This is a genomic window from Marinomonas atlantica, from assembly GCF_001639725.1.
Taxonomy (GTDB): Bacteria; Pseudomonadota; Gammaproteobacteria; order Pseudomonadales; family Marinomonadaceae; genus Marinomonas; species Marinomonas atlantica.
Genome location: NZ_LTAW01000007.1, coordinates 128,346 through 141,210 on the forward strand (window position 1 = coordinate 128,346; position 12,865 = coordinate 141,210).

At 42.4% G+C, this 12,865-nt stretch carries 15 protein-coding genes; 6 read left to right on the plus strand and 9 right to left on the minus strand.

Annotated elements, in window-relative coordinates:
• The 5 genes from ccoG to ccoN all read right to left on the minus strand — a co-directional run bounded on the left by ccoG (position 1) and on the right by ccoN (position 4,678).
• Positions 1 to 1,410 (minus strand): cytochrome c oxidase accessory protein CcoG, encoded by a 1,410-nt coding sequence (gene ccoG / locus AYW75_RS13785; protein ID WP_067100460.1) that lies wholly within the window; start codon positions 1,408 to 1,410, stop codon positions 1 to 3.
• 118 nt (positions 1,411 to 1,528) lie between these two features.
• The gene (gene ccoP, locus AYW75_RS13790; RefSeq protein ID WP_067100462.1) at positions 1,529 to 2,425 is read right to left on the minus strand and encodes a cytochrome-c oxidase, cbb3-type subunit III; all 897 of its coding nucleotides are present in this window, start codon (positions 2,423 to 2,425) and stop codon (positions 1,529 to 1,531) included.
• On the minus strand, positions 2,422 to 2,613 hold the full coding sequence (locus tag AYW75_RS13795) for a CcoQ/FixQ family Cbb3-type cytochrome c oxidase assembly chaperone (protein WP_067100466.1): 192 nt from the start codon (positions 2,611 to 2,613) through the stop codon (positions 2,422 to 2,424). Before AYW75_RS13795 ends, ccoP begins: the two co-directional genes overlap by 4 nt.
• Positions 2,614 to 2,621: 8 nt before the next feature.
• Positions 2,622 to 3,224, minus strand: a complete 603-nt coding sequence (gene ccoO, locus AYW75_RS13800) for a cytochrome-c oxidase, cbb3-type subunit II (protein ID WP_067100468.1) — start codon at positions 3,222 to 3,224, stop codon at positions 2,622 to 2,624.
• An 11-nt stretch (positions 3,225 to 3,235) separates the two neighbouring features.
• Complete coding sequence (ccoN, locus tag AYW75_RS13805; RefSeq protein ID WP_067100471.1) at positions 3,236 to 4,678, minus strand: cytochrome-c oxidase, cbb3-type subunit I; 1,443 nt, start codon at positions 4,676 to 4,678, stop codon at positions 3,236 to 3,238.
• A gap of 195 nt (positions 4,679 to 4,873) precedes the next feature.
• Between ccoN and AYW75_RS13810 the strand changes: the two genes are divergently transcribed.
• Both AYW75_RS13810 and tusA read left to right on the plus strand, forming a co-directional pair.
• The gene (locus AYW75_RS13810) at positions 4,874 to 5,503 is read left to right on the plus strand and encodes an alpha/beta family hydrolase (protein ID WP_156490861.1); all 630 of its coding nucleotides are present in this window, start codon (positions 4,874 to 4,876) and stop codon (positions 5,501 to 5,503) included.
• A 14-nt stretch (positions 5,504 to 5,517) separates the two neighbouring features.
• Positions 5,518 to 5,766, plus strand: coding sequence for a sulfurtransferase TusA (gene tusA / locus AYW75_RS13815; protein ID WP_067100475.1), 249 nt, complete (start codon positions 5,518 to 5,520; stop codon positions 5,764 to 5,766).
• 23 nt (positions 5,767 to 5,789) lie between these two features.
• Here the strand turns inward: tusA and AYW75_RS13820 are convergent, their stop codons facing one another.
• Together AYW75_RS13820 and AYW75_RS13825 are read right to left on the minus strand one after the other, a co-directional pair.
• Positions 5,790 to 6,383, minus strand: a complete 594-nt coding sequence (locus tag AYW75_RS13820; protein ID WP_067100477.1) for a CBS domain-containing protein — start codon at positions 6,381 to 6,383, stop codon at positions 5,790 to 5,792.
• 55 nt (positions 6,384 to 6,438) lie between these two features.
• The gene (locus tag AYW75_RS13825; RefSeq protein ID WP_067100480.1) at positions 6,439 to 6,723 is read right to left on the minus strand and encodes a hypothetical protein; all 285 of its coding nucleotides are present in this window, start codon (positions 6,721 to 6,723) and stop codon (positions 6,439 to 6,441) included.
• Positions 6,724 to 7,010: 287 nt separating this feature from the next.
• Between AYW75_RS13825 and AYW75_RS13830 the strand changes: the two genes are divergently transcribed.
• From AYW75_RS13830 to AYW75_RS13845, 4 genes are all read left to right on the plus strand, one after another.
• Positions 7,011 to 7,697, plus strand: coding sequence for a DUF599 domain-containing protein (locus tag AYW75_RS13830; RefSeq protein WP_231886224.1), 687 nt, complete (start codon positions 7,011 to 7,013; stop codon positions 7,695 to 7,697).
• On the plus strand, positions 7,687 to 8,388 hold the full coding sequence (locus AYW75_RS13835) for an O-methyltransferase (RefSeq protein WP_067100486.1): 702 nt from the start codon (positions 7,687 to 7,689) through the stop codon (positions 8,386 to 8,388). The genes AYW75_RS13830 and AYW75_RS13835 overlap by 11 nt, the downstream gene beginning before the upstream one ends.
• A 99-nt stretch (positions 8,389 to 8,487) precedes the next feature.
• Positions 8,488 to 10,410, plus strand: coding sequence for a molecular chaperone HtpG (gene htpG, locus AYW75_RS13840; RefSeq protein WP_067100489.1), 1,923 nt, complete (start codon positions 8,488 to 8,490; stop codon positions 10,408 to 10,410).
• Between the two features lie 63 nt (positions 10,411 to 10,473).
• The gene (locus tag AYW75_RS13845; protein WP_067100491.1) at positions 10,474 to 11,313 is read left to right on the plus strand and encodes a DNA ligase; all 840 of its coding nucleotides are present in this window, start codon (positions 10,474 to 10,476) and stop codon (positions 11,311 to 11,313) included.
• A 121-nt stretch (positions 11,314 to 11,434) separates the two neighbouring features.
• On the opposite strand, the gene AYW75_RS13850 is transcribed toward AYW75_RS13845, so the two are convergent.
• Together AYW75_RS13850 and xthA are read right to left on the minus strand one after the other, a co-directional pair.
• A complete protein-coding gene (locus tag AYW75_RS13850) occupies positions 11,435 to 11,743 on the minus strand; it encodes an ArsR/SmtB family transcription factor (RefSeq protein ID WP_067100492.1) in 309 nt (102 codons plus the stop codon).
• A 175-nt stretch (positions 11,744 to 11,918) separates the two neighbouring features.
• On the minus strand, positions 11,919 to 12,728 hold the full coding sequence (gene xthA / locus AYW75_RS13855) for an exodeoxyribonuclease III (protein ID WP_067100495.1): 810 nt from the start codon (positions 12,726 to 12,728) through the stop codon (positions 11,919 to 11,921).
• Between the last annotated feature and the right edge of the window lie 137 nt (positions 12,729 to 12,865).

Sequence of the window (12,865 nt, forward strand, 5' to 3'; positions counted from 1 at the left end):
TTATTTTGATACAGGACCAATAAATCGACTTTCAGTCACTTTTTCTATTGGATAATCTGGATCTTGTGATGTCACTTTGAAGTAAATGGTATTGCGTTGTTGTGAAATGGCAGTCGGTGGTACTTGAATAGAAAAGGGCACCGATCGAACTTCACCCGCATTTACGGTAACTTTTTTACGACCAATCATGTCCATGTTATCGAGGCCATTTACGGACAGTAAAAAAACGTGAGATATCTGATCCATATTGATGACTTTGACCGTGTAGATGTTCTCTATCATGCCGCTTGGTGTCTCGTTGAAAAGACGATTTCGATCGCGGATCACGTCTAGTCCTAATGCTTCACGGTCGCTTGCAAAATAAAAGAATGCAGTGAAAACAACCAACATGCTCATCGCATAGCCAATGACTTTAGGGCGCAACATATGAGTAGTTTTCCCTTCCAAACGTCGCTCTGTGGTGTAACTTACCAAGCCTCGCTCGTAGCCCATTTTATCCATAATGGAATCGCATGCATCGACGCATAGGGCACAGCCAATGCACTGATACTGCAAACCATCACGAATATCAATACCCGCAGGACAAACATGAACACATAGGCTACAGTCAATACAATCACCTAGTCCTTGGGATTTATGATCTGCTGAGCGTTTACGTGCACCGCGTTGTTCTCCGCGATTGTAATCGTATGAAATCACCATGGTGTCTGGATCAAACATTACAGCTTGGAAGCGAGCGTAAGGGCACATGTAGGTACAAACCTGCTCACGTAACCAACCCGCAAATAAGTAGGTTGCACCCGTGAAAAATGCTACCCAGAAGTAGGCCCATGGATGCGCTTGGTAGGTAAATAAGTCAATAAGTAACTCACGGATGGGAGTGAAATACCCGACAAAAGTCAGTCCGGTTAGCCAGCCAAATATGAACCACAAGCTGTGCTTGTTAAATTTCTTGAGAAATTTGCGTTTGGACATGGGTTCTTTATCAAGCTTCATTCGTGCATTGCGAGAGCCTTCAGTCTTTTCCTCAATCCACATAAACACCATAGTCCAAACTGTTTGTGGACAGGTATAGCCACACCATACTCGACCAAAGAGCGTGGTTACAAAAAATAAACCAAAGGCACAAATGATTAATATCCAAGCCAATAGGAAAAAATCTTGCGGAAAAAAAGTAATGCCAAAGATATGAAACTGTCGCGCTGGCAGGTCAAATAAAACACCTTGTCGATCATGCCAGTTAATCCAGGGCGTTAGAAAGTAACCAAGCATTAAGATCCATAGGGCACGGGTACGAATCTTTTGAAAAAATCCTGAGATTGCTCGTGTATAAATTTTTTTGCGCTTCTCATACAAGTCGAATTCAACAGTTTCAGGCTCGACATTTTGAACAGGTATTTTTTCACTCATGCTGCTTTCCTTAACGATCAACAGGCTGTTTAAGTACTGACTAATATTACAATTTATAATGAAAAAAGGGTGTGCCTTTCGGTCACACCCTTTTGATTCACATCAGAGGTTTAATGATTTACTGATTTGATAAACTGTAAACGTAACCTGCTACAACGTGCGCTTTGTCTTTACCTAGAATTCCTTCCCAAGCAGGCATTTGTCCATTACGTCCATTACGAATGGTTTGCATGACTTGTTGTGGACTGCCGCCGTATAGCCAGATGTTATCTGTAAGGTTAGGGGCACCAAATAAGTGATTACCTTTACCTTCAGCACCGTGACACGCTAGACAGTTAGTTGCGTAAAGTTGCTGACCTTTTTGTACTGCTTTTACGTCAGTTTCTTTACTGCTTAGGCTTAAAACGTATTGAGAGACGTTATGAACACCTTCTTCTCCTAACATAGGGCCCCAAGCAGGCATAGCAGCCATTCGGCCATTCAAAATGGTATGTGAAATTGCTGCGGCGTTACCGCCATATAGCCAGTCATCGTCCGTTAAGTTAGGGAAGCCGTAGCTACCAGTTGCTGCAGAGCCATGACATTGTGCACAGTTGTTGGCAAACAAGCGTTGACCGATGCGCATGGCCTGATCATTTTGTGCTAGCTCTTCAATGGGTGTTTGAGAGAACTGAGCAAACATTGGACCAAACTCTGCTTCTGCTTTAGCGACTTCTCGCTCGTAAGATGACTCTTGTGTCCAACCTAATAGCCCTTTGTAGTTACCAAGGCCTGGGTAAAGCGCCAAGTAAGCTAATGCAAAGATAACGGTCAAAACAAACATCCAGTACCACCAGCGTGGTAAAGGGTTGTCATATTCTTCAATGCCATCGAATTCATGGCCCATTGTTTGTTCAGTCTCAGAGTTGAATCGTTGACCTTTACGTACAACACTCAACAAGATGAAACTACCGAATATGGAACCTAGCGAGATCACAATGATCCAGCCGCTCCAAAAAGAAGTTAATTCATTCATTTTGTATTCTTCTCCACGGATGGCTCGCGCTGAACGTTGCTTGCATAATCTTCTTCGTCTGCAAAAGGGAGGTTAGCGGCTTCATCAAAGCCCTTCTTACGTCCACGACTGAATGTCCAAAAAAAGATTCCTATGAACGCAACGAATGCGATCGGTGTAGCAAGTGCTCTTAGCGTATTAATGTCCATGATTAGCCCTATCGTTCGATCACTGTGCCAAGTTGCTGTAAGTAAGCAACTAGGGCATCGATTTCACGTTTGCCACGCACCTCAGTTTTTGCCGATGCAATTTGCTCATCAGTGTAAGGTACACCAACCATGCGCAGTGCTGACATCTTGTCTGCAGTGTCATTGCCGTCAATTTTGTTTTCAAACAACCATGGGAAGCCAGGCATATTTGATTCAGGCACAACGTCGCGAGGATTGTATAAGTGAGCACGTTGCCACTCATCACTGTAACGCTGACCAACTCGAGCAAGGTCAGGTCCAGTTCGTTTAGAGCCCCACAGGAAAGGGTGATCGTATACAGACTCCCCTGCAACACTGTATGGGCCGTAACGTTCTGTTTCTGCACGGAATGGACGAATCATTTGAGAGTGGCAGCTTAAGCAGCCTTCTCGTTGATAGATGTCGCGTCCTTCTAACTCAAGCGCTGTAAGAGGCTTTAAGTTCTCTACCGGTTGAGTGGTTTGTTTCATAAAGAATAGAGGAATGATCTCAACCAAGGCGCCGAAACTGATTGCGACGACAATTAGGATGATCATAAGCCCCATATTTTTTTCAATAACTTCATGGCGCATTTGTAAAACCCCTATGCTGTTTGAGTATCGGCTTCGAAGCTTTCAGCTTCTTTGCTGTTCGCTTGACGGACAGTCATGTAGGTGTTGTAAGACATGATCAACATACCTAGCAGGAACACTGCACCACCTAGAACACGAACAAACCAACCGGGGTAACTTGCATCAACGGCTTCTACGAACGTGTATGTCAAAGAACCATCGTCATTGAATGCGCGCCACATTAGTCCTTGCATGATGCCATTTACCCACATTGAAGCGATGTAAAGTACTGTGCCAATAGTCGCTAACCAGAAGTGAACATTGATAAGACGAGTTGAGTACATTGCACTTGCTTTTAAGCCTAGGACGACTGGTAGCATGTGATAAACCGCACCAATACTCACCATTGCAACCCATCCTAACGCACCTGCGTGTACGTGGCCGATAGTCCAGTCGGTATAGTGAGATAAAGCGTTTACAGTCTTAATTGACATCATCGGACCTTCAAATGTAGACATACCATAGAAAGACAATGAAACAACCAAGAAGCGTAGAATTGGGTCATGGCGGAGTTTGTGCCATGCACCAGAGAGTGTCATCACACCGTTGATCATCCCCCCCCAAGATGGCGCTAATAGAATTAACGACATAACCATACCTAAACTTTGCGTCCAGTTTGGTAGCGCTGTGTAATGTAAGTGGTGAGGGCCAGCCCAAATGTATAGAGAAATCAATGCCCAAAAATGGACAATAGATAAACGATACGAGAATACTGGTCTTCCGGCTTGTTTAGGTACGAAGTAATACATCATGCCTAAGAAACCAGCTGTTAAGAAGAAGCCAACCGCGTTATGGCCATACCACCATTGCACCATTGCATCGGCTGCACCAGAATATACAGAGTACGATTTGAATGCGCTGACAGGGACAACGGCACTGTTACCAAGATGCAATACTGCAACGGTAATGATGAAGGCACCAAAGAACCAGTTTGCAACATAGATATGTTTCATTTTGCGCTTAGCAATCGTACCGAAGAAATTGATAGCAAAGGCTACCCAAACTAAGGTAATTAAAATGTCGATTGGCCATTCTAGCTCTGCATACTCTTTGGTTTGAGTATAGCCAAGCGGTAATGTAATGGCGGCAGCAACAATGATGATTTGCCAACCCCAGAAGGTGAAACCTGACAAGACGTCAGAAAACAGTCTGGCTTGTGTGGTACGCTGTACAACATAGTACGACGTCGCAAACAAGGCAGAGCCACCAAATCCAAAGATGACTGCGTTAGTGTGAAGTGGGCGTAAACGTCCAAAATGAAGGTAAGGTATGTTAGCAAGTAAATCTGGCCAGACTAATTGTGACGCAATTAATACGCCGACGGCCATGCCTACTACGCCCCATACCACCGTCATAATGGTGAATGCGCGCACCACTCGATAGTTGTATGTTGGGTGATCAAAAGCTGTGCTCATAGTTTCTTCCACAAACCACGTTGAGTGATAGACCTTGTTAAAGATAATGCTGTATTGATTAAAGTGATGGGCTGGTTTGCTTCGAACGAATTGTGCGCAGCAGTCGGACCTTCCCTCTAATTCCAACAGCGGTAAACTAGCAGAATTGATTCTAAGTCTTTTCACATTTCAAAGAACAGGAGCGCCGAATGCTTTGTGGAGATTCCTTGTCACAGAGCAACGTTTTTAACCAATATGATTAAAGTTTATCTCTTACACGGCGCGGGTGCTGGGCATCAGAGTGATTTTCTACAAAGCTTCAAGCAACGTTTTGAAGATGAAGTTGGCTTGCAGGTGAATCCTGTAACGCTTGATTATATGGTGCAAATTGAGACAACTGGAAAAATGCGTCCGCCGCCACGTATTCCTAAGTTGGTTGAAGAAGTGCAGCAGAAAATTGACCCGGAAACACCAATTGTTTTGATTGGTAAGTCAATGGGATGTCGGATCATTGCTGAGCTTTGTGCCAGCCATAATGTTCAAGCATGTATTGCATTGGGATTTCCTTTTTACCCAGCTAAGAAAACAGATAAACATCGATTAGCGCATTTTGAGCAGACTGGCGGCGTGCCTTATTATATTTTGCAAGGAACAAGAGATAGTTTAGGTAATCATGAATGGGTAACTGAGCAGAACTTGCCAGAAAATGTTCATGTTAAATGGATAGAAGGGGCTGATCACGATTTTCGCGTATTAAAACGCTATAATATGTCCGATTTAGAGGTTGTTCAAAAGTTGGCCGCTCATTGTGCGGTCATTTTGCATGACATTGATATCATTCGATAACGTAGAGGTCGTTCGTGGATACAGAAGAGTTCAACCAGATACTAGATACCCAAGGTTTATATTGCCCAGAACCTGTCATGATGCTGCATGGAGTGGTTCGCAAAATGGCAGCCGGTGAGGTGGTTAAAATTATTGCAACAGACCCTTCCACTGAGCGTGATATCCCCAAGTTTTGTAACTTTCTTGGGCATCCCCTATTAAAGCAAGCACAAGAGAACGAACTCTATTATTATTGGGTGCAAAAGAAAAAGGCCAGCGACTAGGCTGGCCCTTTAAGTTTTATATTCTAAGCAACTCGTATTCTTTTGCTGTCAGCATATTCGTGCTCAAGGATCTCATTTAGTTTGGCAAAACTAGTGGATGTCGCTACATCAATGTTCAGTTTTAATTGACGTACTATATCATTTGCTGAGATCAGTCCGCGTATGCTCATGGTTTCTTCATCGACCACTAGTAAGTGCTGATGAGGATTGTTTTTTTGACTTAAGATGAGTGACTCAATGTCTCCACTAGCCAAAGACTTATATGAGACAGCTAGCAAGTCATCTTTAGAGCGCATTAGGTCAATTGCGAGCAGTTCATCACGTACGTAGCCAGCTGCAATGTGCTTAATAAAGGCTTCTTCAGATAAATCCTCTAAGCTCACCACTCCCAGAAAGTTGTTTTGGGAATCAACTACGATTTTCATACGAACATGCTCTTTTTTCATGATTTCTACCAGCACGTCAGCACGAACGGTTGGTTCTATCAGACGAGGGCTTGAACTTTTGAAGTCAGTTAAAACATGCAAAGCTGAAGTGAATAGACCAACGTTTTCTTCTATTACAGGCCAAGTCAAATCACGGATGTCAGTAGTCGTTACATAAGTAAGTGTTTTCATAGTGGTCACCATTGAGCTTATTTAGTTATTTAATATGTATGTGTTATCAACAAAATTAAGCAACAAAAGGTGGGTCACGGCAGGACAGTGTGTAAGCAAAATTGGATACGTTGGTTGGAGCAAAATAATAGAGAGGTTTAGCTTCAGATTCACTGAGTTTAGTTCGTGCTATAGGTAGCAAGGTGTGATCTAAATCTGGTGTAACTTCAGCGGAAGGTAATTCGAAAGGGGCTTCAAGAAGACCGCTTTTAACAAAGCTATGATCTAAATTATCATCAAACGCCTTAGCACTGATACTAAAGAGCACAAGCAGCGGTATGAGTAATAAAATGCGAGTCATAGAAACGCTCCGTTAAAGTAATAAATTCAGCATAGCCTGAAAAACAGAGCTTTGACAATGATCAATTTTAAGTTTTCTATTTTGATCAAATTTATTTCACTTTCCATATTTTCTTATGCTAGTGAAAAAGCATATCGATACGAATGTTTTTGAAAATGACTGAAACAAATGATTGTTTTCGATTATTATTCTATATAATTATATTTTATTACCTCTTCAACTAGAAGGTTGCCCTAAGCGCTATGGACACAGATCCTTTTGCTCAATTATTGATCCCTGTTAATGTCATGACACTTGTCGTTTTTCTCGGATGTTGGTGGGGATATGCTTGTTACGCTCTTTATCATTCTAAGCGTCGGACTTGTTTGGTGAGTGTTTTGCACCAATTTAGGATAGCTTGGATGTCACGTCTACTACGTAGAGACAACCGAATCGCCGATGCGTCCGTTATGGCGAATTTGGAGCGGAGCAGCTTATTCTTTGCGTCCAGCAGCTTATTGATTATTGCCGGCTTATTTACAGCGTTCAATTATTCTGAACAAGCCTTAAGTATCATCAACGATTTTCATTTTCTGACGCCTACTACTCAAACAGAATGGGAACTCAAAGTCATAGTACTAGTTGTTATTTTTGTTTATGCCTTTTTCACATTTACGTGGTCTGTACGTCAATATAATTTCTGCTCTGTGCTGGTAGGTAGTGCGCCACTTGCAACCGAACGCGGAGTTGAAGAAAGTGAGCGTGAACTGTATGCCATGCACATGGCTAAGGTATGCAGTCTTGCTGCGAACCAATTCAACTATGGGTTACGAGCTTATTACTTCGCTATGGCCTTTTCCGCATGGTTTTTGGGTCCATACTTTTGTATGGCTGCATGTTTTATGGTTGTAGCTGTGTTGTATAGGCGCGAATTCCGCTCAAAAACGTTTAAAACATTAAGTCGTGGACTGGTTATTAAATCGCATGCTTCCTAATTTTCCAAAACAGGTCACTGTTTCAAATCCACCTGTTAATCGAACAGTAAAGGTGGATGACCAACTTTATAACTACATTATTAATCATTCGGTTAATGAGCCAGCTGTGCTTGATGATTTGCGTCGTGAAACTGCTCAATACCATATGGCGCGCATGGCTTTATCTCCGGAGGTTGGTCAGTTCTTAGGTTTGTTGATTACGATGCAGGCACCTAAACGCGTTTTAGAGATAGGCGTATTTACTGGATACAGTACCATCTCCATGGGGCTAAAGTTGCCTAAAGATGCGCAGCTCTTGGCGTTAGATAAAAAGCAAATGTGGTTGGACATCGCCAATAAGTATATCGATCAAGCAGGATTGTCTTCGCAAGTCGAAACGCGATGTTGTGATGCAAAAATAACAATGGCCCAATTGCAGGAAGAGCAACCAGAGACCTTTGACTTTATTTTTATTGATGCAGATAAAGCCAATTTACTTTCCTATTACAGCATGGGTAAAGCGCTTTTGCGTCAAGGCGGTTGTATGGTCATCGATAATACCTTGTGGTGGGGAAATGTTGCCGATGAGTCTTTCGATGACAAAGACACTCGTATCGTTAGGGCTCTCAATGATCGTGTTCACCAAGACTCTGAAGTGACAGCAAGCTTGCTTCCAATAGGCGATGGATTGACGATCATTCATAAGTCTTAACTTTTTACGCTTGAATTTTTTTTCTGTGCCTCCATATCCTTTAACATCATAAAGTTATGCGCTAATGCGCGTTGTTGTAACAAAGGAGCATGGAGAAACATGACAACTGAAACTCAAAAAGAAACCTTAGGATTCCAGACTGAAGTAAAACAATTGCTTCATTTAATGATCCACTCTTTGTATTCAAACAAAGAAATCTTTCTACGTGAGTTGATCTCAAACGCGTCGGATGCAGTAGACAAATTGCGTTTTGAATCAGTATCTAACGCAGATCTATTGTCTGACGATCCTAACCTACGTGTTCGTATTGGTTTCGATAAAGATGCGGGTACGATCACGATCGATGATAACGGTATTGGTATGAGCCGTGATGAAGCGATCTCAAACCTTGGTACCATCGCGAAGTCAGGCACAGCTCAATTCCTAGATCAACTTAGCGGTGATCAGAAGAAAGATAGCCAATTAATTGGTCAATTCGGTGTGGGTTTTTACTCAGCGTTTATTGTTGCAGATAAAGTGACTGTAGAAACACGCCGTGCAGGCCATGAAGAAGCGATTCGCTGGGAGTCAGAAGGCACTGGTGAGTTCACTATTGAGGCAATCGATAAATCAACTCGCGGAACAAGCATCACGCTTCATTTAAAAGACGATTCGCAAGAATTCGCTGATAACTGGCGCCTACGTTCTTTAGTGTCTAAGTATTCGGATCATATTTCTATTCCGGTTGAAATGCTTAAAGTGGCGACACCAGAATACGATGAAGAGGGCAATGTTAAGCCTGTTGAAGAGAGTGCTGAGCCTATTTGGGAAGCTGTTAACTCTGCTAAAGCCCTTTGGACTCGTCCGCGTAACGAAGTGTCGGACGAAGAGTACCAAGAATTCTACAAGCATGTTTCTCATGATTACCAAGATGCTTTGAAATGGTCTCATAACAAAGTTGAAGGCAAATTAGAGTACACAAGCTTATTGTACATCCCTGCTAAAGCACCACAGGATTTGTGGAATCGCGATATGCTGCGTGGTCTTAAGCTTTACGTTCAACGTGTGTTCATTATGGACGACGCGGAAGCCTTTTTGCCTCCTTACATGCGTTTTGTTAAAGGTGTAGTGGATTCAAACGATCTTTCTCTTAATGTCTCTCGTGAGATTCTACAAAACGACAATGCAGTCGACTCAATGCGTTCTGCGTTGACGAAACGTGTGCTGGACATGTTGTCTAAAATGGCGAAGAATGATCCAGATACTTACCAGTCTTTCTGGGATGAATTTGGTAATGTGCTGAAAGAAGGTCCAGCTGACGACTTTGGTAACAAAGATAAAATTGCTGAACTGCTTCGCTTTAGCTCGACGCATACTGACAATGTAGCGCAAACAGAATCTTTAAAAGGCTATGTTGAGCGCATGGCGGAAGATCAAGACAAGATTTACTACATTTACGCTGAGAATCATAACACAGCGAAAAATAGCCCTCACTTGGAAGTGCTTCGCAAGAAAGGTTATGAAGTGCTGTTATTGAGTGATCGTATTGATGAGTGGATGATGTCGTCTCTACGTGAGTTTGATGGTAAGACATTCCAAGATGTGACTAAAGGTAAGTTAGACATTGAAGTAGAAGAGTCTGAAGAACAGAAAAAAGAGAAAGAGCAAAAAGCCGAGCAAATGAAGCCGCTGCTTGATCGTATGAAATCTGTTTTGGAAGGCAAGGTGACGTCTGTTAACAGTACTGACCGTTTGACGAACTCTCCAGCGTGTTTGGTGGTAGGTGAGTTTGATATGGGTCTACAGATGCGTCGTTTACTTGAACAGGCGGGTCAACAACTGCCTGAATCTAAGCCATCATTGGAAATCAATCCTGATCATCCAATTGTTCAGAAAATGGACGCGGAATCGGATGAAGAGCGTTTTGCTGATATGGCTTGGTTATTGTACGAACAAGCAACCCTTGCAGAGGGTGGTCAACTAGACGACCCTGCAACGTTTGTAACACGTATGAATAAGTTGATTGTTCAAATGTCGAACTAATCAAAATTAGAGCCCAAGCATTGCTTGGGCTTTTTTGTATCTGTCGCATGACAAGGAGGTCTTATGCGTCTATGTTTATCGGCTGCTTTATGCTGCCTAATCGGTAATTCTATTGCTCAACCTGTACAGCTGGCTACGATTTATGATGGTGAGCGTGTTGAGTCTTATCTTGTCAGTGAAAAGCTAGATGGAATACGTGCTATCTGGGATGGCCATCAATTGACAACTCGACAAGGCAATCTAATAGTCGCACCTTATTGGTTTATCAATGGCTGGCCTGATCAATGGATGGATGGTGAATTGTGGGCAGGTCGTCAAGGCTTCAACACAGTTCAAAAGACCGTATTAGATCAAGTACCAAACGAATCACAGTGGAGACAGATTCGTTATATGGTTTTTGACGCACCAAGTGTCGAACATACCTTCGCTGATCGCTATAAAATCTATTTAAATGCTATTGAGTCAACTCAGAATGAATATTTGCAGCCTGTGATTCAGCATGCCATTACGACTTCTGATGAATTGTATCTGCTGCTGGATGAAATTGTGTCTCAGGGAGGAGAGGGTTTAATGCTTCACCGTAAAGATGCTTCTTTTAAAGATGGTCGAAGTGATGCGTTACTTAAGTTGAAGCCCTATAAGGATGCTGAGGCGAGAGTTGTTAAGCATGTTCCTGGAAAGGGCAAATATTCAGGTCAAATGGGATCTATGGTGGTTGAACTGGCCAATGGAAGGCAGTTTAGAGTTGGCTCGGGGTTTAGTGATCAAGAGCGATCTGAGCCGCCCGCAATCGGTGAATACATTACCTTTCGCTATCAAGGCTTAACCTCAACTGGACTGCCTAGGTTTGCTAGTTTTATAAGAGTTCGCAAAGGGCCGTTTGAGTTTAGAGAGCCAAACTAATAGCCTCTTTTTAGGTATTGATAGTGTCATAAATTGTGTGCACAGTTCGGGATCTCAAGAGGCCATGTGTTACTGCTTGAGATCCTGACATGCGAAGTTTTGAAATTACTTATTAATCAGATTAAACACAAAATAAATCGTGCAGCTTCTGAATTAATTCTTTCACTCTAGAATCTCCAATAGAGTAGAAAATGGTTTGTGAGTCTCTGCGTGTACTTACTAAGCCATCTTTTCTAAGTACGGCTAAGTGTTGTGATAAAGCCGATTGACTGAGCAAGACTTTTTCATTTAGTGAGCCTACCGAGAGCTCTCCTTGTAAAAGGTTGCAAAGAATAATAAGTCTGTTCTCGTTGCTCATTGCTTTTAGGAAGCCAGAGGCTTCGCTCGCGCGTTCGAGCATTTCTGCGATAGTAAGTTCTGATTTAGGCATAGGTGTAAGTATCGTTATTAGTATAATTGAGAATGAATATCAGTGTTATAACAAAAATTTATGGGAAAATAAATAATCCACATCTATTGTGGATAAGACTGGGGGTATGAGGCGTAAAAGCAATTGCATCAGATGAATATCCTCAGTCTAGCTGTGTTGATTAAAAAAGCACCATCTACAGTTTGAACTCAGCCCAAATTGGAGCGTGATCAGATGGCTTTTCTAATGCACGAATTTCATAGTCAATTCCCGTTGATATTAGGCGCTCGATAAGAGGTGCTGTTGCAAGCACACCATCAATCCTTAGACCGCGTTTAGGTGTGTCATCAAATCCCTTGGAACGATAGTCAAACCAGCTAAAGAGTTCGTTAGAGGTAGGATGTTGAAGGCGGTAGGTGTCAGTTAGTCCCCATGCTAACAAGCGATCAAACCACTCTCTTTCTTCTGGAAGGAAGCTACACTTGCCCGTTCTTAACCAGCGTTTTGCATTTTGGTCACCAATGCCAATGTCCAAATCCAAATGGGAGATATTGAAGTCACCCATAATGACAATTTGAGCTTCTTTAGGTTGGTCAGAAAGGTAGTCCATAAGGTCTTGGTAGAATTTACGTTTCGCAGGAAACTTTGTCTCATGATCTCGATTTTCACCCTGCGGAAAATAGCCGTTTATAACCTTCAAGGGGCCATTTTCGGTATCGAACGTAGCAATAATCATGCGGCGTTGGTCATCTTCTTTGTCACCTGGGAAACCATACTCTACTTCAAGGGCTGGTTTTTTGCTGAAGATTGCTACACCGTAATGTGACTTCTGACCATAATAGTAGGCATGATAGCCCACTGATTCTGGAATCTCATGAGGGAAAGCGTCGTCATGCACTTTAATTTCTTGAAGTCCAATGATGTCAGGTTGTTGTTTTTCAACAAGTGCTGAGATCTGGTGCGGGCGTGCTCTTAAACCGTTGATGTTGAAGGATACTACTTTCATAGAGCTGATGATTCCTGACCTAATTATCAATATTACAAATAGTTACAGATTAAAGTCTTATTGACAATAACAACAAGTCAGAATATTAAAAATAATCATTTACATTAGTAGAGTTGAAATTACTGAACCAAAACCCA

Coding starts and splice junctions, on each gene's coding strand:
- ccoG (WP_067100460.1), bottom strand. CDS start 1,410: ATGAGTGAAAAAATACCTGTTCAAAATGTCGAGCCTGAAACTGTTGAA.
- ccoP (WP_067100462.1), bottom strand. CDS start 2,425: ATGAATGAATTAACTTCTTTTTGGAGCGGCTGGATCATTGTGATCTCG.
- AYW75_RS13795 (WP_067100466.1), bottom strand. CDS start 2,613: ATGGACATTAATACGCTAAGAGCACTTGCTACACCGATCGCATTCGTT.
- ccoO (WP_067100468.1), bottom strand. CDS start 3,224: ATGCGCCATGAAGTTATTGAAAAAAATATGGGGCTTATGATCATCCTA.
- ccoN (WP_067100471.1), bottom strand. CDS start 4,678: ATGAGCACAGCTTTTGATCACCCAACATACAACTATCGAGTGGTGCGC.
- AYW75_RS13820 (WP_067100477.1), bottom strand. CDS start 6,383: ATGAAAACACTTACTTATGTAACGACTACTGACATCCGTGATTTGACT.
- AYW75_RS13825 (WP_067100480.1), bottom strand. CDS start 6,723: ATGACTCGCATTTTATTACTCATACCGCTGCTTGTGCTCTTTAGTATC.
- AYW75_RS13830 (WP_231886224.1), top strand. CDS start 7,011: ATGACACTTGTCGTTTTTCTCGGATGTTGGTGGGGATATGCTTGTTAC.
- AYW75_RS13835 (WP_067100486.1), top strand. CDS start 7,687: ATGCTTCCTAATTTTCCAAAACAGGTCACTGTTTCAAATCCACCTGTT.
- htpG (WP_067100489.1), top strand. CDS start 8,488: ATGACAACTGAAACTCAAAAAGAAACCTTAGGATTCCAGACTGAAGTA.
- AYW75_RS13845 (WP_067100491.1), top strand. CDS start 10,474: ATGCGTCTATGTTTATCGGCTGCTTTATGCTGCCTAATCGGTAATTCT.
- AYW75_RS13850 (WP_067100492.1), bottom strand. CDS start 11,743: ATGCCTAAATCAGAACTTACTATCGCAGAAATGCTCGAACGCGCGAGC.
- xthA (WP_067100495.1), bottom strand. CDS start 12,728: ATGAAAGTAGTATCCTTCAACATCAACGGTTTAAGAGCACGCCCGCAC.